The organism is Rhodoferax koreense, assembly GCF_001955695.1.
GTDB lineage: Bacteria > Pseudomonadota > Gammaproteobacteria > Burkholderiales > Burkholderiaceae_C > Rhodoferax_B > Rhodoferax_B koreensis.
This window is the reverse complement of sequence record NZ_CP019236.1, coordinates 4,597,824-4,618,829: the sequence shown is the minus strand read 5'-3', so window position 1 is coordinate 4,618,829 and position 21,006 is coordinate 4,597,824. Positions and strand designations below refer to the sequence as shown.

Annotated in this window: 16 protein-coding genes; 7 read left to right on the top strand and 9 right to left on the bottom strand. The window is 63.8% G+C overall.

All coding sequences use genetic code 11. The annotated features are described in order from the left end of the window. Positions 1-22: 22 nt before the first annotated feature. Positions 23-2,953, bottom strand: a complete 2,931-nt coding sequence (locus RD110_RS21415; protein WP_076201854.1) for an aconitate hydratase — start codon at positions 2,951-2,953, stop codon at positions 23-25. A 485-nt stretch (positions 2,954-3,438) separates the two neighbouring features. On the opposite strand from RD110_RS21415, the gene RD110_RS21410 reads away from it, so the two are divergent. From RD110_RS21410 to RD110_RS21390, 5 genes are read left to right on the top strand one after another with little or no spacing between them, the layout of a single operon-like run. Next, a complete protein-coding gene (locus RD110_RS21410) occupies positions 3,439-4,818 on the top strand; it encodes a TIGR03013 family XrtA/PEP-CTERM system glycosyltransferase (RefSeq protein WP_076201852.1) in 1,380 nt (459 codons plus the stop codon). A gap of 51 nt (positions 4,819-4,869) precedes the next feature. Further along, positions 4,870-6,984: an XrtA/PEP-CTERM system histidine kinase PrsK gene (gene prsK, locus RD110_RS21405; RefSeq protein ID WP_076201851.1), complete on the top strand. Its 2,115-nt coding sequence runs from the start codon at positions 4,870-4,872 to the stop codon at positions 6,982-6,984. Further along, positions 6,981-8,342, top strand: coding sequence for a PEP-CTERM-box response regulator transcription factor (gene prsR / locus RD110_RS21400; RefSeq protein WP_076201849.1), 1,362 nt, complete (start codon positions 6,981-6,983; stop codon positions 8,340-8,342). The genes prsK and prsR overlap by 4 nt, the downstream gene beginning before the upstream one ends. Positions 8,343-8,382: 40 nt before the next feature. Further along, positions 8,383-11,145, top strand: coding sequence for an XrtA/PEP-CTERM system TPR-repeat protein PrsT (gene prsT, locus RD110_RS21395; RefSeq protein WP_076201848.1), 2,763 nt, complete (start codon positions 8,383-8,385; stop codon positions 11,143-11,145). A 17-nt stretch (positions 11,146-11,162) separates the two neighbouring features. Continuing rightward, positions 11,163-11,948, top strand: a complete 786-nt coding sequence (locus tag RD110_RS21390; protein ID WP_076201846.1) for a S1C family serine protease — start codon at positions 11,163-11,165, stop codon at positions 11,946-11,948. Here RD110_RS21390 and paeA read toward each other — a convergent pair. The 4 genes from paeA to prmC all read right to left on the bottom strand — a co-directional run bounded on the left by paeA (position 11,941) and on the right by prmC (position 16,017). Further along, a complete protein-coding gene (paeA, locus tag RD110_RS21385) occupies positions 11,941-13,272 on the bottom strand; it encodes a polyamine export protein PaeA (protein ID WP_076201844.1) in 1,332 nt (443 codons plus the stop codon). The two genes, RD110_RS21390 and paeA, sit on opposite strands and share 8 nt — an antisense overlap. 66 nt (positions 13,273-13,338) lie before the next feature. Continuing rightward, positions 13,339-14,334: an AAA family ATPase gene (locus RD110_RS21380; protein WP_076201843.1), complete on the bottom strand. Its 996-nt coding sequence runs from the start codon at positions 14,332-14,334 to the stop codon at positions 13,339-13,341. A 203-nt stretch (positions 14,335-14,537) separates the two neighbouring features. Continuing rightward, on the bottom strand, positions 14,538-14,864 hold the full coding sequence (grxD, locus tag RD110_RS21375) for a Grx4 family monothiol glutaredoxin (protein ID WP_076201841.1): 327 nt from the start codon (positions 14,862-14,864) through the stop codon (positions 14,538-14,540). A 130-nt stretch (positions 14,865-14,994) separates the two neighbouring features. After that, positions 14,995-16,017 (bottom strand): peptide chain release factor N(5)-glutamine methyltransferase, encoded by a 1,023-nt coding sequence (prmC, locus tag RD110_RS21370; protein WP_239467087.1) that lies wholly within the window; start codon positions 16,015-16,017, stop codon positions 14,995-14,997. A 156-nt stretch (positions 16,018-16,173) separates the two neighbouring features. Here prmC and RD110_RS21365 point away from each other — a divergent pair, with 156 nt between their 5' ends. Next, the gene (locus RD110_RS21365; protein WP_239467086.1) at positions 16,174-16,401 is read left to right on the top strand and encodes a hypothetical protein; all 228 of its coding nucleotides are present in this window, start codon (positions 16,174-16,176) and stop codon (positions 16,399-16,401) included. Positions 16,402-16,410: 9 nt separating this feature from the next. Here RD110_RS21365 and prfA read toward each other — a convergent pair whose 3' ends face one another. Next, on the bottom strand, positions 16,411-17,505 hold the full coding sequence (prfA, locus tag RD110_RS21360; protein WP_076201838.1) for a peptide chain release factor 1: 1,095 nt from the start codon (positions 17,503-17,505) through the stop codon (positions 16,411-16,413). Between the two features lie 119 nt (positions 17,506-17,624). Next, the gene (gene hemA / locus RD110_RS21355) at positions 17,625-18,908 is read right to left on the bottom strand and encodes a glutamyl-tRNA reductase (protein ID WP_076201836.1); all 1,284 of its coding nucleotides are present in this window, start codon (positions 18,906-18,908) and stop codon (positions 17,625-17,627) included. 16 nt (positions 18,909-18,924) lie between these two features. Here hemA and RD110_RS21350 point away from each other — a divergent pair, with 16 nt between their 5' ends. Next, complete coding sequence (locus tag RD110_RS21350) at positions 18,925-19,263, top strand: hypothetical protein (RefSeq protein WP_338053057.1); 339 nt, start codon at positions 18,925-18,927, stop codon at positions 19,261-19,263. Between the two features lie 7 nt (positions 19,264-19,270). Here the strand turns inward: RD110_RS21350 and RD110_RS21345 are convergent, their stop codons facing one another. Together RD110_RS21345 and ugpQ are read right to left on the bottom strand one after the other, a co-directional pair. Beyond that, entirely contained in the window at positions 19,271-20,104 is an 834-nt protein-coding gene (locus RD110_RS21345; RefSeq protein WP_076201833.1) for a GGDEF domain-containing protein, read from the bottom strand. A gap of 131 nt (positions 20,105-20,235) precedes the next feature. Next, complete coding sequence (gene ugpQ / locus RD110_RS21340) at positions 20,236-20,997, bottom strand: glycerophosphodiester phosphodiesterase (protein ID WP_076201831.1); 762 nt, start codon at positions 20,995-20,997, stop codon at positions 20,236-20,238. Positions 20,998-21,006 lie beyond the last annotated feature (9 nt).

Genomic DNA, 21,006 nt, shown 5'->3' with positions numbered 1-21,006 from the left:
GCCACGACGTGGCCGCTACGTGTCAGTCGTTGAGCAACTGGCGCAGCACGAAGGGCAGGATGCCGCCGTGCCGGTAGTAATCGACCTCGATCGGCGTGTCGATGCGCAGCACCACCTCGATTTCTTCGCGCTGGCCGTCCTCGCGCACGATGACCAGCTTGGCCATGCTCTGCGGCTTGAGGTCGGGCGCCGGGATCACGTCGATCGTTTCGCGGCCCGTGAGCTTGAGCGACTGCCAGCTGTCGCCGCCGACGAACTGCAGCGGCAGCACGCCCATGCCGACCAGGTTGCTGCGGTGGATGCGCTCGAAGCTCCTGGCCACCACGGCCTTGATGCCCAGCAGCTGCGTGCCCTTGGCTGCCCAGTCACGCGACGAGCCGGTGCCGTATTCCTCGCCCGCGAAGATGACGGTGGGCCGGCCTTCGGCGATGTATTTCATCGCGGCGTCGAAGATGAACATCTTTTCCGGCTTGGACTTGTCGCCTGCGGCCGGCTGGAACAGCGTCACGCCGCCTTCCTCGCGCGAGCCGTCGGCGCCCGCCGGGATCATCAGGTTCTTGATGCGCACGTTGGCGAAGGTGCCGCGCATCATCACGTCGTGGTTGCCGCGGCGCGCGCCGTAGCTGTTGAAGTCGGCCTTCATCACCCCGTTGGCCAGCAGCCACTGGCCCGCGGGCGAACTCTCCTTGATCGAGCCCGCCGGCGAGATGTGGTCGGTGGTGATCGAGTCGCCGAACAGCGCCATGATGCTGGCGCCGCGCACCGACACGGCCTGCTGCGCCGCATCCGCGGGCACGGCGGGCAGGTCGAGCGCGAAGTCCTTGAAGAACGGCGGCTCGGCGATGTAGGTGCTGTGCGGCCAGGTGTAGGCGTCGCCGGTCACGCCCTTGATCTTTTCCCACAGCTTGCCGGGCTCGGTCTTGACCTTGGCGTAGTTCTCGCGGAAGGCCTTGCCGTTCATCGCGAACTTCATGAGTTTGTAGATTTCGTCGCTGCTCGGCCAGATGTCGCCGAGGTAGACGTCCCTCAACTTCCCATCCTTGCCTTTGCCTTTGCCCACGGGCTCCGTCATCAGGTCGCGCGTCACCGTGCCGGCGATGGCGTAGGCCACGACCAGCGGCGGGCTGGCCAGGAAATTGGCCTTCAGGTTGGGGTGGATGCGCGCCTCGAAGTTGCGGTTGCCGCTGAGCACGGCGGCGCAGACCAGGTCGTTCTTGGTGATGACCTCGTTGAGTTCGGGCGTCAGGTCGCCGGCGTTGCCGATGCAGGTCGTGCAGCCGTAGCCTGCGAGCGAGAAGCCGAGTTTTTCGAGGTAAGGCAGGAGTCCTGTCTGCGTGAGGTATTCGGTGACGATGCGCGAGCCAGGGGCCAGCGAGGTCTTGATGTGCGGCTTGACCTTGAGCCCGGCCTCGACAGCCTTCTTGGCCAGCAGGCCGGCAGCCAGCAGCACGCTCGGGTTCGAGGTGTTGGTGCAGCTGGTGATGGCGGCGATCAACACATCGCCGTTGCCGATCGAGATGTCGTTCGTCTGTGTTTTCCTGGGCGGAGGCTGCACCTCCGACACGGCAGCGGCCAGTGTCGGCTTGTTGCCTTCCATCTCCATGACCGGACGCGGTGCGCCAGCCGGGGTGGGTGGCGTGGCCGGCACCTTCTCGGCGGACTCGACTTCATCGCCCTGATGGATGTGGTGGCGCGTGTGCAGCAGCGCGGCCGGGCGGTTGAAGCCGTTCTCCCCGATCGGCTGGCTGAACAGCGAGGTGAACTTGCTGGCCACATTGCCCAGTTCGATGCGGTCCTGCGGCCGCTTCGGGCCGGCCAGGCTGGGGGTCACGTCGCCCAGGTCGAGCTTCACCACCTGCGAATAGTCGATCTCGCCGGCCTTGGGCACGCCAAACAGCCCCTGCGCGCGGAAGTAGGCTTCGAAGGCCTCGATTTCGCCCTTGGTGCGACCGGTGCCCTTGAAATATTCGATGGTCTTTTCATCGACCGGAAAGAAGCCCATGGTCGCCCCGTATTCGGGTGCCATGTTGCCGATGGTGGCGCGGTCGGGCAGGGCCAGTGTGCGCGTGCCTTCGCCGAAGAACTCGACGAACTTGCCCACCACTTTCTCGCGGCGCAGGATTTCGGTGACGCTGAGCACCAGATCCGTGGCGGTCACCCCCTCGCGCAGGTGGCCGGTGAGTTCGAAGCCGACCACGTCGGGCGTCAGCATGTAGACCGGCTGGCCGAGCATCGCGGCTTCGGCCTCGATGCCGCCCACGCCCCAGCCGACGACACCGATGCCGTTGATCATGGTGGTGTGGCTGTCGGTGCCGACCAGGCTGTCGGGGTAATACATGCCATCCGCGGTCTTGTGCACGCCGCGCGCCAGGTATTCGAGGTTCACCTGGTGCACGATGCCGAAGCCCGGCGGCACCACGCCGAAGGTCTCGAACGCCTGCATGCCCCATTTCATGAATTCGTAACGCTCGCGGTTGCGCTGGAACTCGAGTTTCATGTTGAGGTCGAGCGCGTTCTTGGTGCCGTAGTAGTCGACCATGATCGAGTGGTCGACCACCAGGTCCACCGGCACCAGCGGCTCGATGCGGCCGACCTTCTTGCCGAGCTTGAGCGCCACGCTGCGCATGGCCGCCAGATCGGCCAGCAGCGGAACGCCAGTGAAATCCTGCAGCACAACGCGCGACACCACGAAGGGGATTTCATCGGTGCGCTCGGCGTTCGGCTGCCAGTTGGCCACCTGTTGTACATGTTCCGGCGTGACACGTTGGCCGTCGCAATTGCGCAGCACCGATTCGAGCACGATGCGCATCGACACCGGCAGGCGCTTCACCGAGGGAAACTGCTTCGCCAGCGCAGGCAGGGAATGGAACATGCCGGTCTTGCCCGAAGCGGTCTTGAAGGTCTTTCGGGTGGCGGCGAAGGCGTGGCGGGCGGTCTTGGCGGTGACAGGCATCGTGGGGGTCCTTGAGCGGGTGAAACTCAAAACATTGTGGCGCAAATGCGCAAGTTGTGGCGTTCCTCGCTCCGCCGCCTCGCCGGCCGTGCGGCTGCCGCAGTTTCCACGAGTGTCTGTATGCAATCTTTTGGCCTGCTTTCACCGCGGTTCCATGCGTGAGAAAAATACGAACGGTGAATGTGTAATACAGCCGAAAACGCCGGCAGCGCGCCGGTTCGCCGCCTTGTCGCAATATCAAAAAAGTCATAATGGCAAGCTTGGGACTTGGGCCGGTGGGCTGCGTGATGCCGCCCGGAGTCCAGTGCGCCACGCGGCGACGGCAGTCAGAAGAACACAAGCAATCAACGATATTCAATGATCTTTTTTTATGAATTCGAAGCCCTTGCTGATTTTGTCGAGGTCTCTGCCAGGAGAGCCGGCCGCGCCATGGCTGTGTTAGGGGCGGCGCGCGTGTCCGTGCATGGCTGGGGCGGATCTTCCGCATGATCAAAATCTTCAACCACTACCTGCACAAACGAACGCTGCAGCAGGTTTTCTTCGATTTGGGTCTGGTGATCGCCGCCGTCTTGGCCGCCATCGTCTGGCGCGGCGAAGATTGGGCATCGGCCGTCTCGCTGGTGGGGCATGCGTGCCTGTTGTCACTCGGCATGTTGGTGATCAACACCGCGCTGGGTTTCTACCAGCGTGTGCACAACCGCTCGATCAGCCAGTCGCGGGCCCGCGCGATCCTGTCGCTGGTGCTGGCGATCCCGTTGACCTTCCTGGTGTTCGCCGTGTTTCCCACCGCACTGGCCAGTCGTGAATCGATCGCCATGTCGGCCATGATCGGCTTCGTGTTGGTGATGATTCACCGCGTCTACGTCGCGCACTCCACGCCGCAGTCGATGATGCGCCACCGCGTGCTGGTGTTCGGCACCGGCCCGCGCGCCGCGCTGGTGGGCAAGACGCTGAAAAACGAAGATCCGCACGTGGACGTGGTCGGCTATTACGCCAGTCCCAACGAAGCCGAGTCGGAGGTTTCCGCGTGGGGCATCCTGTCCAAGCACAAGTCGCTGACCGACACCGCGCTGGAGCTCGAGGTCGATGAAATCGTGGTTGCGCTGATGGAGCGCCGTGGCGGCAGCATGCCGCTGCGCGAATTGCTCGATTGCAAGCTGCATGGCGTGCGGGTGGTGGACGTGGCCACGCATTTCGAGAAAACCAAGGGCCAGATCCGGCTCGACTCGGTGAACGCGGGCTGGCTGATCTTCGGAGATGGTTTCAGCCAGGACGGGCTTCGCACCGTGGTCAAGCGTCTGTTCGACATCTGCAGTGCCATCGTGTTGATCCTGCTGACCCTGCCGATCATGCTGGTGACGATGGCATTCATCGTGATGGAAAGCCGCGGGCCGATCTTCTACCGCCAGGAGCGCGTGGGCTTCAACGGACGGTTGTTCAACGTGGTCAAGTTCCGCAGCATGCGCACCGATGCCGAGCAGGACGGCAAGCCGCGCTGGGCTTCGGCGCAGGACGACCGCGTGACCCGTGTCGGACGCTTCATCCGCAAGGTGCGCATCGACGAGCTGCCGCAATTGTTCTGTGTGCTCAACGGTTCGATGAGCATGGTGGGACCGCGCCCGGAGCGACCTTACTTCGTGGATCAGCTCACGCGCCAGATTCCCTATTACGCAGTGCGCCAGAGCGTCAAGCCGGGTGTCACCGGCTGGGCGCAGGTCAAATACCATTACGGCGCGACGCTGGAAGACTCGGCCGAGAAGCTGCAGTACGACCTTTATTACGTCAAGAACCATTCGCTGTTTCTGGACGTCGTGATTCTTTTTGAAACCGTTGGCGTGGTGCTCATGGCCAAGGGTTCGCGTTGAATCATCACCGGCACGGCGTGATGGGTTGCTTCGTCTTCATGTGCTTGTGCGATGGATAGGGAAAACGTCGTCCTGGCGGCCTGGAGCTACGCGTTCGCAGGCAGCCTGTATCTTGTGCTGGCGCTGCGGCTTTTCTGGACGATGCGGCTGAGCAGGCCGCAAAGCGCATCTTCGGTCTACCTTCTGGTTGCGGTCTTTGCCAGTGCCGTCTGGGGCTGCGCCGACATGGCTTTCCTGTTGAGCGGACAACCGGGGCTGCTAATGCTCGGTCGCGTCGGCGATTTGCTGCGTTACGCGGGCTGGTTTGGTTTCATGTTGGTTCTGTGCCGACCGAACCTGGGTGAAAAACTGCCTGCCGGTATCGCCGCGCTGCCAGCGATTGCGGTGATCCTGCTGCTCTTCGGGCTCGTGGTGCAGGGTTTTGCGTGGTTCGACATCAAATGGCTCGGCGAGGCGTCGGGGCTCCTGCTCATGAGCGCGATGTCGCTGTCGGTCTTTGCCTTGGTGCTGCTCGAGCAGGTATATCGCAATGTCACAGACGATTCCCGCTGGAACGTGAAACCGGTGAGCCTTGGCTTGGCCGGCACATTCCTGTTCGACCTGTACTTGTATTCGCAGGCCGTGCTTTTCAACCAGCTTGACGCCGATGCACTGAGCATCCGGGGCGCGGTGCATGCATTGATGGTGCCGCTGATCTTCTTGTCGACGACGCGGCGGCGCGACTGGATCTCCAAGATACGCATTTCGCAAAAGGCGGCGTTCCATTCGGCCACGCTATTCGCCGCCGGTGTCTACCTGTTGTTCATTTCGGGCGTCGGCTACTACGTCCGCTACTTTGGTGGCGAGTGGGGGCGTGCGCTGCAGCTGGGCCTGGTGTTCTCGGCGATCGTCGGACTGATGATCCTGGCGTTGTCGGGCTCGGTGCGGGCGAAATTCAGGGTGCTGATCGGCAAGCACTTTTTTCGTTACCGCTACGACTACCGGGAAGAGTGGCTCAAATTCACGCAGACGCTGTCGACCAACAATTCACCCGAGGAGATGGGACAGCAGGTGGTGCGCGGCCTGGCCGACATGCTGGAAAGCCCCGGCGGCGGGCTGTGGATGAAGAGCAGCGGCGGCGGCACCGTGTTCCGCCAGACCGCGCGGCGCAACCTCGCGGAGACGACCGACACCGAGCCGGTCGATTCGCCGCTGTGCCGGTTCCTGGCCAGCAGCGGCTGGGTGGTCAATCTGGCCGAGTACCGGTCCTATCCCCAGCGCTACGGCGCCATGGCTTTGCCAGGCTGGCTGCAACAGATGCCGCAGGCATGGCTGATCGTGCCGCTGATCGTGGGCCACGACATGATCGGCTTCGTCGTGCTGGCCAGTGCGCGAGCCAACATCGACGTGAACTGGGAGGTGAACGATCTTCTCAAGACGGCCGGCCGACAGGCAGCGAGTTTTCTGTCGCAGATGCAGGCTACCGAGGCACTGCTCGAGGTTCGGAAATTCGATGCCTTCAACCGGATGTCGGCCTTCGTGGTGCACGATCTCAAGAACATCGTGACCCAGTTGTCCCTGATGCTGAAGAACGCCAAGCGCCTGCATGCCAACCCCGAATTCCAGCAGGACATGCTGATGACCGTGGAAAATTCGTTGGACAGGATGCGCCAGCTGATGCTTCAATTGCGTGAGGGAGCCACGCCGACCGGTACGGCCGTGGGTGTCGATCTGGCGGCCATCGTCCAACGCATCGCGGCCGTGGCCACGAGCAGGGGCCGGCATCTGGAGGTCAAGCTCGGCGAACGTGTCGTGACTCGTGGCCATGAGGAACGTCTGGAGCGTATCGTAGGCCACGTGGTGCAGAACGCTTTCGATGCCACCGAACTCAGCGGCCTCGTGCAGTTGACGCTGGACCGTGCGAGTGGCCAGGCCCGCATCGTCGTCGAGGATACCGGTCAGGGGATGTCCGAAGAATTCGTTCGCGAACGGCTGTTCAAGCCGTTTCAAACCACCAAACAAGCCGGGATGGGCATCGGTGCCTACGAAAGCTTCTTGTACGTGCAGGAATTAGGGGGGAAGATCTTGGTTCAGAGTGAACTCAACAAGGGGACCCAGGTCACCATTCTTCTCCCTCTTTTCGATCTGCAACCCCATTCCGACCTGCAACTTTTGGACGTGCCATGACCTCTGAATCGACGCGTTCCCTGCTGATCGTGGAAGACGATCCAGCACTGCAAAAACAAATCAAGTGGTCGGTCGACCGATTCGAATCGGTCACCGCGAACGACCGCGAAAGTGCGTTGGTGCAATTGCGCCGCCACGCACCTGCGGTGGTGACCATGGATCTCGGCCTGCCACCCGATGCCGACGGTGTCAGCGAGGGCTTTCGGTTGCTCGAGCAGATCATTTCGGTGCAGCCCGACACCAAGGTCATCGTGCTGACCGGCCAGAACGACCAGGCCAACGCCCTGCGTGCCGTGGCCCTGGGGGCGTACGATTTCTTCGCCAAGCCCTTTGAGCCGGAACTGCTGAATCTCACGATCGAGCGCGCGTTCCGCATGTTCGAACTGCAGAAGGAAAACCGCCGTCTGCAGGAGATGCATCAGCCCGATGCCCTGTCTGGGCTGATCACGCGTGATCCGGAGATGCTGCGCATCTGTCGCACCATCGAAAAGGTGGCCAACAGCACCGCCACCGTGATGCTTCTCGGCGAAAGTGGGACTGGCAAGGAAGTGCTGGCGCGCGGCCTGCACCAGGCTTCGCCGCGCAAGTCCGGCAAATTCGTTGCCATCAATTGCGCCGCCATCCCCGAGAACCTGCTGGAAAGCGAGTTGTTCGGCTACGAGAAGGGTGCTTTCACCGGCGCTGCCAAGATGACACTGGGCAAGATCGAAACCGCCAACGGCGGCACGTTGATGCTCGACGAAATCGGCGATCTGCCTTTCACCCTGCAAGCCAAACTGCTGCGGTTCCTCCAGGAGCGCACCATCGAGCGTGTCGGCGGACGCCAGGAAATTCCCGTGGACGTGAGAATCGTGTGTGCCACTCACCAGGACCTCAAGGCTCTGAGCAAGGAAGGCCGCTTCCGCGAAGACTTGTATTACCGATTGGCCGAGATCGTCGTCAACATTCCACCGCTTCGCGCGCGCAAGGGTGACGCCGCGCTGCTGGCCTATTCGTTCCTGCGGCGCTTCGTGCAGGAACAAAACCGTGGCACCTTGAATCTCAACGAGGGCGCGGTTCGCGCGATCGAATCCTATGGCTGGCCAGGCAACATCCGGGAGTTGGAAAACTGCATGCGGCGCGCGGTGATCATGGCCGACGGTAATCAGATTTCCGCGGAAGACATCGGTATCGACCAGCCAACCGAAGACCAGATGGACGACTCACTGGATTTGCGCGCGATCAGAGACAACGCGGAAAAAAACGCGATCATTGCGGCCCTCGGGCGTGTCAATGGCAACATCGCCAAGGCGGCCGAGTTGTTGGGCGTGAGTCGCCCGACGCTCTACGACTTGATGCATCGACTGGGGCTGAAGTGAATCAGTTCCGCCTCCACCCCCTTTCTCAGAGATCCTCGAAATGAATGCCTCCAGAATCGTCCCCGCGCTGCTGATCTCCCTTTTGCTCGTCGCCTGCGGGGGTGACGATCCCGACAAGCTCATGTCTTCGGCCAAGGAATATCTGGCCAAGAACGACAACAAGGCAGCCGCGATCCAGATCAAGAACCTCCTGCTCAAGAAGCCGGACTCCGCGGAGGCCCGTTTCCTGCTTGGCACGGCCTTGATCAACAGTGGAGAGGCCGCGGCTGCGGAAATCGAATTCGCCAAGGCACGCGACCTCAAGTACCCCGATGACCAGGTGGTGCCACCACTGGCCAAAGCGCTGGCCGCGCAGGGCAAGTTCCGCAAGATCACCGATGACCTGGGCAAGGTCCAACTGACCGCACCCGCTGCCAAGGCGGATTTCCTGATCGTGTTGAGCAATGCCTACGCAGCGCAGGGCATGACCGAACAGTCGCGAGCGGCATTGGACAGCGCGCTGGCGGCCGAGCCGTCGAACGTGAACGCCATGATCGCCCAGGCGCGAAGCCAGGTCGAGATCAAGGACTTTGCAGGCGCCTCCACACTCATCGACAACTTGACGGCAAAGGCGCCACAAAATCCCGATGTGTGGAAACTCAAGGGCGATTTTCTGGTCTTTGCGAAGAGCGATCTGGACGGGGCACTCGCTGCATACCGCAAGACCTTCGAAATCAAGCCGGACTATCTCACCGGCCGTGCGGGCGTATTGAATATCCTGCTGCAACAAAACAAGCTCGAGGATGCCAAGAAGGAACTCGAGGCACTGAAGAAGGTGGCGCCGGCACACCCGCAGACCAAGTATTTCGAGGCCCAGTATGCCTACCAGAACAAGGAGTTTCCGGCAGCCAGGGAACTCGTGTTGCAACTGCTGAAGATTGCGCCCGAGAATGTGAAGACGATGCAACTCGCGGGCGCCATCGAGTTCCAACTGAATTCCTTCCTGCAGGCTGAGGTGTACCTGAGCAAGGTTGTGCAGGCCAATCCGGAATCATTGAGCGCGCGACGGTTGCTGACGATGACCTATCTGCGTACCGGTCAGCCGGACAAGGCGCTGGCCACGTTGACCCCTGTCATGCCGAAGATCGATACCGACCCCAGCCTCCTGTCGCTGGCTGGTGAGGTCTACCTGCAGAATGGCGACGTCAAGAAGGCCGAGGACGCTTTCGCCAAGGCGACCAAGCTCAATCCGAAGGACGTCCGCAATCGCACCTCGCTGGCATTGACACACTTGATCGGGGGTGATGCCAACGCCGCGTTCGTGGAACTTGAAAATATCGCTTCTTCGGATGCCGGCGTGACGGCGGATCTGGCGCTGATCAGTGCCAACCTGCGCCGGAAAGACTACGACAAGGCCCTGAAGGCGATTGCCGGCCTAGAGAAGAAACAACCGGCGAGCCCGCTGGCGGCCAACCTTCGCGGCAGGACCCAGTTGGCGATGAAGGACACCGCGGCGGCACGCAACAGCTTCGAAGCGGCCTTGAAAATCAGCCCCACGTACTTTCCGGCGGTTGCCAGCCTGGCGGCGTTGGACATGGCGGACAAAAAGCCGGATCAGGCGAAGGCGCGCTTCGAGAACGTCCTGGCCAAGGAGCCAAAGAACGGACAGGCGCTGTTGGCTCTGGCAGAACTGCGCGCCCGCGCCGGTGGGACGAAGGATGAGGTGGCGGGACTCATTACCAATGCGGTCAATGCCAATCCCAGTGACGTCCAGCCAAGACTGTTGTTGATCGACTACCTGCTGCGCAATCGGGATTCCAAGCAAGCCGTGTCCGCCGCGCAAAGTGCCCTGTCCGTGATTCCCGACAAGCCTGAGTTGCTCGATGCCTTGGGTCGTGCACAGCTGGCGAGCGGCGAGGTCAACCAGGCCATCACGACATTCACCAAGACCGCCGCCCTGCAGCCGCAGGCTCCGCAGGTTCAGATGCGACTGGCCGAAGCCTACATGGCCGACAAGAACAAGGAAAGTGCAAGGCAGAGCCTGAACAAGGCCTTGTCGCTCAAGCCCGATTACCTTGATGCGCAACGCGCTCTTGTCATGATGGACGCCGGTGCTAACAACTACCAGGCGGCGGTTACCACGGCACGCACCATCCAGCGCCAGCGGCCGAAAGAAAGCATCGGCTACCTGCTCGAAGGTGACAGCTACGCTTTCGCAAAGAAGTGGGATGAAGCTATCGCCGCCTACCAAACCGGGTTGAAACAAACCGGTGCGGTCGAGCCCGCATTGAAGCTCCACGCCACCATGGTCGCCGCAGGACGCACGGCCGATGCGGAGAAATTCTCGGCCAATTGGATCAAGGAACATCCGAAGGATGTCGCCTTCCTCTTCTACCAGGGAGACACGGCCCTGTCTAAGAAGGACTATGCCACCGCCGAGAAACTGTATAGCGCAGTGGTTCAGATTCAGCCGGACAATGCCGCCGCGTTCAACAACCTGGCATGGGTCAGTGGTCAGCTCAAGAAGGACAAGGCCGTGAGCTATGCTGAAAAGGCCAATGCGCTGATGCCCAACCAGCCCGCCTTCATCGACACCCTGGCCATGTTGCTGCTCGACCAGAACGAGCCGGCCAAGGCGCTCGATTGGCAGAAGAAAGCCGTCGACCTGCAGCCGCAGAATCCCATATTCAAGCTGAATCTGGCCAAGATCTACCTGAAATCCGGTGACAAGGGGCAGGCCAAGCCCCTCCTGACGGAATTGGCCAAACTCGGCGACAAGTTTCCCGCTCAGGCCGAGGTCGGCGAAATGCTGAAGAGCCTTTGACCAGCGCACAGCCTGCCATGCGCCGCCAATCCTTCAACTGGTACCTGCTTGCCTGCGTCCTTTTGAGCGGCCTCTGGGCGTCGGGCACCGCATGGGCCGATATGCCAGGCGTCATCGGCATGGTCAAACCTTCGATTCTGCTGGTTGGATATTTCAAGAGCACCAACAGCCCAAGGTTCGCTTTGCGCGGCACCGGTTTCGTTGTCGGAGCCGGTAATCAGGCCGTCACGAATGCCCATGTGCTGATCGGCCCCGGTGAGGACAACGGCGGCGCCGACCTGGTGGTGCAGGTGCGCACGCCGAAGGGCGAATGGGAAACCCGCAAGGCGGCGGTGCTCGAGGTCGATCGCGTGCATGATCTGGCCCTGCTGCAAGTCGACGGTGCGCCTTTGCCGGGCCTGGCACTGCGCGACTCGGACACCGTCCGTGAAGGCCAGGCGGTCGCTTTCATGGGCTTTCCCATCGGCGGTGCGCTGGGGTTTTCACCCGTCACGCACCGTGGCATGGTGTCTTCGATCACCGCGATTTCCTTGCCCGCCGCCAATGGGCAGCAATTGACCGAACGCGTGATCCGCAGCCTGCGCGAAGGGACGTTCAATATCTTCCAGCTTGACGGAACGGCCTATCCCGGCAATAGCGGGGGACCAATGTTCGATGCCGACACCGGCGAGGTGCTGGGCGTGATCAACATGGTGTTCGTCAAGGGCACGAAGGAGTCCGCGCTGACCAACCCTTCCGGCATCACCTACGCCATTCCAGCCAATTTCATCCGGCAACTCATGCAGGGTCGGAAGGTCAACTGAAACCCGCCGGTGAAGAGGGCGTCGTCGATGGCAGCGGCGTGATGCGCGACACCATCACCTGGTCGATGCGGTAACTGTCGACGTCGAGCACCTCGAACTTGTAGTTGCCCCAGACCACGGCATCGGTCTTGCGCGGTACCCGCCGTAGCATCACCATCATGAACCCGGCCAGGGTTTCGTAATCTTCCTCATGCGGCAGTGTGTCCAGCGACAGGGCGTGCAACACGTCCTGGATCGAGGTCACGCCGTCGATCAGCCAGGAATTTTCGTCGCGGCGGACGATGCGGTCCTCGTCCTGCGGCGACGAGATCAGGTCGCCCATCACGGTACTCATCACGTCATTCAGCGTGACCACGCCGACCACCAGGCTGTATTCGTTGATGATGACCGCAAAGTCTTCATGTACCTGGCGGAACTGCTCCAGCACCTCGCCGAGCGTCAGCCGGTCGGGCACCATCAGCACCTTGCGCACCAACGCGTCGTCGGTCAAGGAGATCGGCTGGTTGTTCAGCACGCGCTGGAACAGGTCCTTGGCGTCGACATAACCCACCACATGGTCGATGTCACCTTCGCAGACCGGGTAGGTGGAGTAGGGCTCGGCCGCGATGCGCAGGCGGATCACGCTGTCCGGGTCATCGCGCAGGAAGAACGCAATGCGGTCGCGCTGGCTCATGGCGCTGGACACCGTGCGGGTGTCGAGTTCGAAGACGTTGGCGATCACCTGTTGCTCGCGTGCGGCCAGCACGCCGGCGCGCGTGCCGGCCTCGGTCATGGCGAGGATATCGGCCGAGGTGATGCGGTCGTCGCGCTGCGCCGGCAGGTCGAAAAGCCGGAACAGGCCATCGGCGCCCTTGCTGTAGATCCACACCAGCGGCTTCAGCGCGGTCATGCACGCCTGCATCGGCCCGATGACGCGCACCGCCGCGCTTTCCGGGGCAGTGAGACCCAGGCGCTTCGGGAACAGGTCGGCGAACAGGATGAACAGCGAGGTGATGATGAGGAACGACGTCAGGAACCCCGCCGTTTCAGCCGCGGCAGCACCGAGCCATAGTTCGAAGAACAGGGTGAACCAGGGACTGAGCGCGCCTTCGCCGACGATGCCGCCCAGGATCGCCACGCCGTTCTGGGCGATCTGCACCACGGTGAAGTAATGTCCGGGTTGATCCTGCACGCGGATCACCTGTTCGGCGCGCGCGTCGCCCTCGTCGGCCATCTGTCGCAGGCGCAGACGGCGAGAGGCGGCGAGTGAAATCTCGGCGATCGAGAAGAATCCGCTGGCGACGATCAGCGCAAAAATGAGCAGCAGGCTGGAGGTGAAATTCATGCGGGCATTGGCGGCGCGGCATGTACGCCGCCAATGCTTGAGTTTACCGGGCCGTATCGCTCGCTTCTATTGGATGAACCCCATGCGTGTCTTGCCCGCGCCGGCACGCGGCAAGTCTTCGGTCTTGACGGCATCGCGCCGGTCCAGCCTTGCGTTGCCGAAGCCCGTCATCAGCGCGCGCCGCATTTCCCTGGGCGCGAGTTCGGCGAGCTGGTCCAGCAGGTCGTTCGAAGGCTCGGGGTCGAAACGTTCGCCCCAGCCGTGTTCGCCAAGGATGGACTGGTACAGGTTGCGCGCGATCTGCCGTGCGGCGTCGAAGGTCGGCGGGGCGATCTCGAAGACGTTCATGCGGTTCAGGATCGGCTCGGGAATACTGCGTTCGTCGTTGGCCGTGGTGATCCAGATCACCTGGCTCGCGTCGATGGCGACTTCGGCGAATTCGTCGGTGAAGTTCTTCGCCGTATCGTGTTCGAGCAGGCTGTACAGCGCGCCGAGCGGGTCGTATTGCGCGTCGGCGCTGGCCTTGTCGATCTCGTCGACGACGATCACCGGGTTCGCATATTGCCCGTCGACCAGGGCCTCGAACACCTTGCCAGGCTTGGCCCCCTTCCATTGAGAACTCGAGCCCGACAGCAACCAGCCGGCCGTCATCGAACTCATGGGCACGAGGCTCATGCCGGTGCCGAGCAGGTCGGCCAGCTTCTTTGCGAAATGCGTCTTGCCGATGCCCGGCGGGCCCAGCAGCAGGATGGGCGTGACCTCCAGACCGTCGCGGCTGTCCTGGCTCAGGGCGACATGGCGGCGCACGTCGTCGATCACGTCGGTGAAGTTGGGCAGACCCTGGTAAAGCCCGGCCATTTCTGGCACGCCTGAAGGCTTCACCTGGAAACGTTCGGGTCCGCGTTCGAGCATGCGCTCGTAGGTGGTGCGCAGGTTCTCGTGCTCCTTTTCGGGAAGCTTGGCGAGCTTGCGTTCGACTTCCACCGTCTGATAGACGCTGCGCACGCTGGCCAACGGCAGGGTGAAGGATGATGTCTGCGGTACAAGGCTACGCGATTCCATTGAAATCTCCTTGGGTCGAACACCACTTCATTCCAGCATAAGCCGTGCCAACCCACAACGTGAAGTTTTCACGGACTGTCTTGCTTTTGCGACAGGTCAGCGCGGGAATTTGCTGCTCCAGACACACGAAAACCCACGGCGGCCGAAGGGGCCATCCGTGGGTTTTCAGGAGCAAGCGCAACGGCCCGCGCGGGGCCGTCGGCTCAAGAGGTCGTGGCGCCGAGCACTTGCTGCAATTCACCGGACTCGTACATCTCCATCATGATGTCCGAGCCGCCGATGAATTCGCCTTTCACATAGAGCTGCGGAATGGTCGGCCAGTTGCTGTATTCCTTGATGCCCTGGCGGATGCCGTCGTCTTCGAGCACGTTCACGGTCTTGACCGTCTTGGTGTCAACGCCGCAGGCCTTCAGCAACTGGATGGCGCGGCCGGAAAAGCCGCATTGCGGGAAGCTGGCCGTGCCCTTCATGAAAAGCAATACGTCGCTGGATTTGACCAGCGCATCGATGCGTTGTTGTGCGTCGCTCATCGAATAACTCCTTGGATTGGCGCGGACGCCATGCTGCAGATAATGCCGTGATTATTTCACTACCGGGGCCGGCCTGCCTGGCCGCGGCGGCGAGAGCCACCGCCCGGCGGGGCTTTCCTCGCTGGACGCTTCACTTTTGATAGCTGGCTGCGCTGATTTTTCCGCCGCTGCAGCGCTCTATGCCACTCAGGTCCAGGCGCGAACCGACGTCGCCGAAACCCGCCTGCCGCAGCAAGTCGCGCACAGCCGCCGCCTGGTCGTGGCCGTGCTCCAGCAGCAGCCAGCCACCCTCCCGCAAATGGGCCGGCGTGTCGGCGACAATGCGGCGGATGTCATCCAGCCCGTCCGTGCCAGAGGCCAGCGCGGCCAGCGGCTCGTGCTTCAACGCGGCCAGATGCGGGTCGGCTTCGGGGATGTAGGGGGGGTTCGACACGACCAGGTCGAACTGCTCGGCGCCGGCCTCGGTGCGCAACGGCGCCAGCCAGTCGCCGTGCCGGAAGTCGACGTCCAACCCCAGGCGCGCGGCATTGGCCCTGGCCACCGTCAGCGCGTCGGCGCTGGCGTCGACCGCGCAGACCTTCCAGTCCGGGCGGTTCGACTTGATGGCCAGCGCGATGGCGCCGCTGCCCGTGCCCAGGTCCAGCACGCGTTCCGCCGTGAGTTCCAGCGCCCAGTCGACCAGCGTCTCGGTGTCGTCGCGCGGGTCCAGCACACGCGCATCGGTGGCCAGGCGCAGGCCGTGGAATTCCTTGTGGCCGACGATGTAGGCCACCGGTTCGCCGGCCCGGCGGCGCGCGCAGGCATCGCCGTAATCGGTGGCCTGCTTGGCGGTCAGCGGGTCCTGTTCGTGGGCGATCAGCCAGGCCGCGTCGAGCGGATCCTTGCCCACGGCGTGCAGCAGCAACATGCGCGCGTCGACCTTGGCGATGCCGTGCTTCTGCGCGCGCACCAGCGCGGCCTGCAGGCTGCCCACGGCGTCGGCATAGACCGACTCGCGGCGCAGCGGTGCCTGCCCCCGCTTGCCCAGGCCGGCCGGCTCGGGCCGCGGTGCCATGCGCCGGGCGCTTTTTTCCTGCGCCTCCTTGAGGGATTTGGACGACACGCGAGCGTAGCCGCCGCTGGGCTTGGGGCCTTTGTTGATGGAACGAGCCATGAGATTCCTTGAATAGAGTGCACTTTGCGGTGCCGATCCCGGGCGCCAGCCATGGCCCGGTCTCATGGTCTGCACGCGGCCTGTTCGCGTGCAAATCGAATAAGCTGTCCGCTTCATCCGAAAGAAAAAAGGGCGCTCGCCATGGAAAGCAAACCCGTGAAATTCCTGGTCCTGATCGACGCCGGCGACGGCATGGTCGCCCGGTTTTTCGACGAGAACAAGGTCCACATGTCCGACATCGACGCCGCCTCCGAAGAAGTCGGCGTCATGACGAAGGGGCTCACGCCCGAACACATCGGCAACGACCCGGCCTGGCAGCGCGCCTTGTCCAGCCACAACCCAGAGGAGCGCGCCGCGGCACAGCTCTACACGCTGGAGCTCTGAGCCCGCCGGTCAATTCTGCGCCACGGCGCCGATCTCCAGCTCGGCGAGCTGTTCGGCCTCATGGGCGCTGCGCAGCCCGTCGATCACGTCGCCGAGGTCGCCTTCCATGATGTTGGCCAGCTTGTACAGCGTGAGGTTGATGCGGTGGTCGGTGAGCCGGCCCTGCGGGAAGTTGTAGGTGCGGATGCGGTCGCTGCGGTCGCCGCTGCCGATCAGGCCCTTGCGCAGCGCGGCGTCCTTGGCGGCACGCTCGCTGCGGTCCTTTTCATGGATGCGCGCGGTCAGCACCTTCAGCGCCTGCGCCTTGTTGCTGTGCTGGCTGCGGCCGTCCTGGCATTCGGCGACGATGCCGGTCGGGATGTGGGTGATGCGCACCGCCGAATCGGTCTTGTTGATGTGCTGCCCGCCCGCACCGCTGGCGCGGTAGGTGTCGATGCGCAGGTCGGCCGGGTTGATCTTGATGGCCTCCTGCTCGTCGGGTTCGGCCATCACGGCCACGGTGCAGGCGCTGGTGTGGATGCGGCCCTGGGTTTCGGTGGCGGGCACGCGCTGCACGCGGTGGCCGCCCGACTCGAACTTCAGCGCGCCGTAGACCTTGTCACCTTCGAGCCGCAATACCGCTTCCTTGTAGCCGCCGAGTTCGCTTTCCGATGCGCTCATGATCTCGGTGCGCCAGCCCTGGCGCTCGGCGAACCGCGTGTACATGCGCAGCAAGTCGGCCGCGAACAGCGCCGATTCGTCGCCGCCGGTGCCGGCGCGGATTTCCATGAAAGCATTGCGGCTGTCGTCCGGGTCCTTGGGCAGCAGCATGCGCTGCAGTTCGTCCTCGAGCTTGGCCAGTTCCGCCTCGGCGGAGGCGATTTCCTCTGCGGCCATCTCGGCCATCTCGGGGTCGGCCTGCATCTCGCGGGCCGCGGCCAGGTCGGCCTCGCGTTGCGTGTGGCGCGCATAACGGCTGGCGACCTGGGCCACGTCGTTGTGCTCGCGCGAGAGCAGCAGGAACTGCGGCATGTCGTTCATGATGTCTTCGCGCGACAGCAGGAAGTCGAGTTCGGCCAGCCGGAAGGCGTAGCGGTCGAGTTGTTGGCGGAGAAAGGGTTTCAAGGCAATCCTGGGGTGAACACGTGGGCCGGGCTGGGCGCCGCGGGCCGGAAGAAAGAAAGAGAGGAAGGAAGCGCCGAATGGGTGACGCTGGCGCCGGCACGGCGCGCGATGCAGCGTCGCTAACGTTCTTTGCGCAGGAACAGCTTCTGGATCGCCTGCACCGTGTGTTCACGCGCGGCGGCGTCTCCCGCGTGCAGTTCGGCCATGGCGCCGTGCAGCATCTTCTGCGTGAGCCCGCGCGCCATGGCTTCGAGCACCGCGTCCACGTCTTCGCCTTTGGCCAGGAGCTTGCGCGCGCGGGCCATTTCCCCCGCGCGCCAGGCATCGGCCTGCGCATTGAGCTGCTGGATCAGGGGCACCACGCCGCTCTGCGGATGGCGCTGGTCCATCCAGTGCATGAAGCTCTGCACACCGGCATCGATGATGGCCTCGGCCTGGGCCACGGCCGCCTGGCGGTTCGCCTGGCCGGTCTGCACCACGCTGGCCAGGTCGTCCACGGTGTAGAGGAAGACGTCTTCGAGCGCCTTGACCTCGGGCTCGATGTCGCGCGGCACGGCCAGGTCGACCATGAACATCGGCCGGTGCCTGCGCGCCTTCAGCGCCCGCTCCACCGCGCCCAGGCCGATGATCGGCAAGGTGCTGGCGGTGCAGCTCACCACGGCATCGAATTCGTGCAGCCGGCTCGGCAGGTCGGCCAGGCGCATCACCTCGCCGCCGAAACGGGTGGCCAGCTTTTCGCCGCGCTCGAGCGTGCGGTTGGCGATGGCGATGCCCTTGGGGTTCTTGGCCGCGAAATGGGTGGCGGCGAGTTCGATCATTTCGCCGGCGCCCACGAACAGCACCTTGACCTGGCCCAGGTCTTCGAACAACTGCCCGGCCAGGCGCACGGCGGCGGCGGCCATGCTGATCGAATGCGCGCCGATCTCGGTGGCGCTGCGCACTTCCTTGGCCACGGAGAACGAGCGCTGGAACAACTGGTTGAGCGTGGTGCCGAGCGCGCCGGCCTGGTCGGCCACACGGATCGCGTCCTTCATCTGGCCCAGGATCTGCGCCTCGCCGAGCACCATGGAATCGAGCCCGCTGGCCACCCGGAAGGCATGCCGCGCCACCAGGCCGTCCTGCAACGTGTACGCGTGCGAGCGCAACAGCAGCGGCGAGACGCCGCCGGCCTGGGCCAGCCAGTCCACCGTATGGTCCAGCGCATGCTGGTCGCCTGCACAATAGACCTCGGTGCGGTTGCAGGTGGAGATGATGGCGGCCTCGGGCCCGCCGGTGCGCGGGCCGGCCAGGGCCGAGCGCAAACCCTGCAGCGTGGGGGCGATCTGGTCGATGGCGAACGCGAACCGGCCGCGCAGATCCAGCGGCGCGGTCGTGTGATTGATGCCTAATGCCCAGACTGCCATTGTCGGATTATAAAATTTGCGGCGCGTCTCGGCGCTTGCGTCAGATCAAAGCCTGAAAATTCAAACTATGGGACCTTTAGATTCTTTGATGCATGTGTTGAATTTTCTCGCGCCAGCGGCGGGGGTCGCTTTGCTGACCACCTTGGGCGCGCGAATTTTCATGAAAAAAGGGCCTTTCACGCCTAGCGTTCCTGCTCAGGCAACTATCAACTTCATAGTAGGTACCGCGTTGCTGTGCGTTGGCCTCGCATCCTTCGGCCACGACGGCAAGATGGCGACCTATGCCGCGTTGGTCGTCGGCGTGGCGACGAGCCAGCTCTGGCTGCTGCGCGGCCAAGGGCGCGCAAGGCGCTGAACCCGTTTCAGGCCCGCGCACCCGAGCGTTTCGCGGCCCAGGCGGCCGAGAAGACCTGGTCGCGCCCGCTGTTCTTGGCGTGGTACAGGGCCTCGTCGGCCGTTTGCAGCAGCGCCTCCAGGGTGGCCGCCTCGCCGGGCGCGATGCCGGCGGCGCCGATGCTCACCGTGACCCAGACCGGCTGCTGCTGCACCAACAACTGATGCGATTTCGCCACGGCCAGCCGCAGCCGCTCGGCCAGCTGGTGCGCATGGTCGCTCGGGGTGTTGGGCAGCAGGATCACGAATTCCTCGCCGCCCCAGCGCGCCAGGATGTCCGTGGTGCGCAGCACGCGTCGGCAACGCCGGCTGACTTCGACGAGAACCTGGTCGCCGACGGCGTGGCCATAGGCGTCGTTGATGAGCTTGAAGCGGTCGATGTCCAGGCTCAACAGCGCCAACGGCAGGTGATGGCGGTGCGCGAGCTCGATTTCGCGCCGGGCGGTGAGCGTGAAGCGGCGCCGGTTCGGAATGCCGGTGAGCGCGTCGGTCATGGCGAGCTGATCGAGGTGGCTGCGCGAATTTTCGAGCGCGATGATCAGCACGAAGGTGATGCCGCCGAAAACCAGGGTCATCGGCAAGGGCACGAGCAGCGAGATCCAGAACGCGTCACCCATCTGGCTCGCGCCGTTGAGTTTCAGGAACAGGGCGGTCAGTCCCAGCGATCCCGCCGAGATGCAGGCGGCGAACAGCAGCGTGCAGACCGGCGCACCGAGCCGCGCGATGGCGCGCGACAGGCGGCGCCACCGGCGCAGCAGGTCGGACGAAGACTCGAACGGCGAGTACGGCAGGTCTGCGGGCATTCGGACAGGCAACTTGGGGTTCGGAGCGGGTTCGGGGCGGCCGGCGCGGCGCGCCCGCGGCCACAAGTCTACCCCTCGCGCGTGTTCCTCGCCACGCCGTTCGCGGGCCCGGGCGTGCGCCGTATGCGGGTTCAGCCGGCTGGCGCGAACCGATCCACGCGGTCGGTGATGATGGCGTCGGTGCCGAGGTCGATCAGGCGCTGCGCCGCCCATTCGTCGTTCACGGTGTAGCTCAGCGTGCGCAGGCCGGCCTGCCGGACGCGGGCCACGGTGGCCGCGTCCCACAGCGCGTGGTTGCAGACGACGGCCACGCATTCGAGTTCGAGCGCGGCTTCGAACCAGCCATCCCAGAGGTGTTCGAGCAGCAGGCCGCGCGGCAGGGCTGCGGCGCCATCGCCCTTGGCGGCGCGTGCGCCACGCAGCGACTCGACCTGGAACGATGTCAACAGCGGCGGCACGGCCTGGCCCCGCCAGAGCCGGGCAGCCTGCTCGGCCACGGCTTCGCCCGTGCGGTACTCGGCGCCCGGCGTGGGCTTGATCTCGATGTTCAGGAAAAACCCGTTGGCCAGGCAATACCGGGCGACGTTGGCCAGCGTGGCCAGCGGCTCGCCGGCATGGGCGCGCGAATGCCAGCCGCCCGCGTCGAGTTGGGAGAGCTCACGCCAATTCAGTTCGCCGCCGATGCCGTGGCCGTTGGTCGTGCGGTCCAGCGTGTCGTCGTGCATCAGGAAGGCCACGCCATCGGCGCTGAGCTTCACGTCGCATTCGAACATGCGGTAGCCGTGCGCCGCGCCGAGGCGGAACGCGGCCATGGTGTTTTCCGGCGCGAGCTTGCCAGCGCCACGGTGGCCGACCCAGCGTGGATAGGGCCAGTTTTTCTGGATGTCGTGCATGGTGCGCTG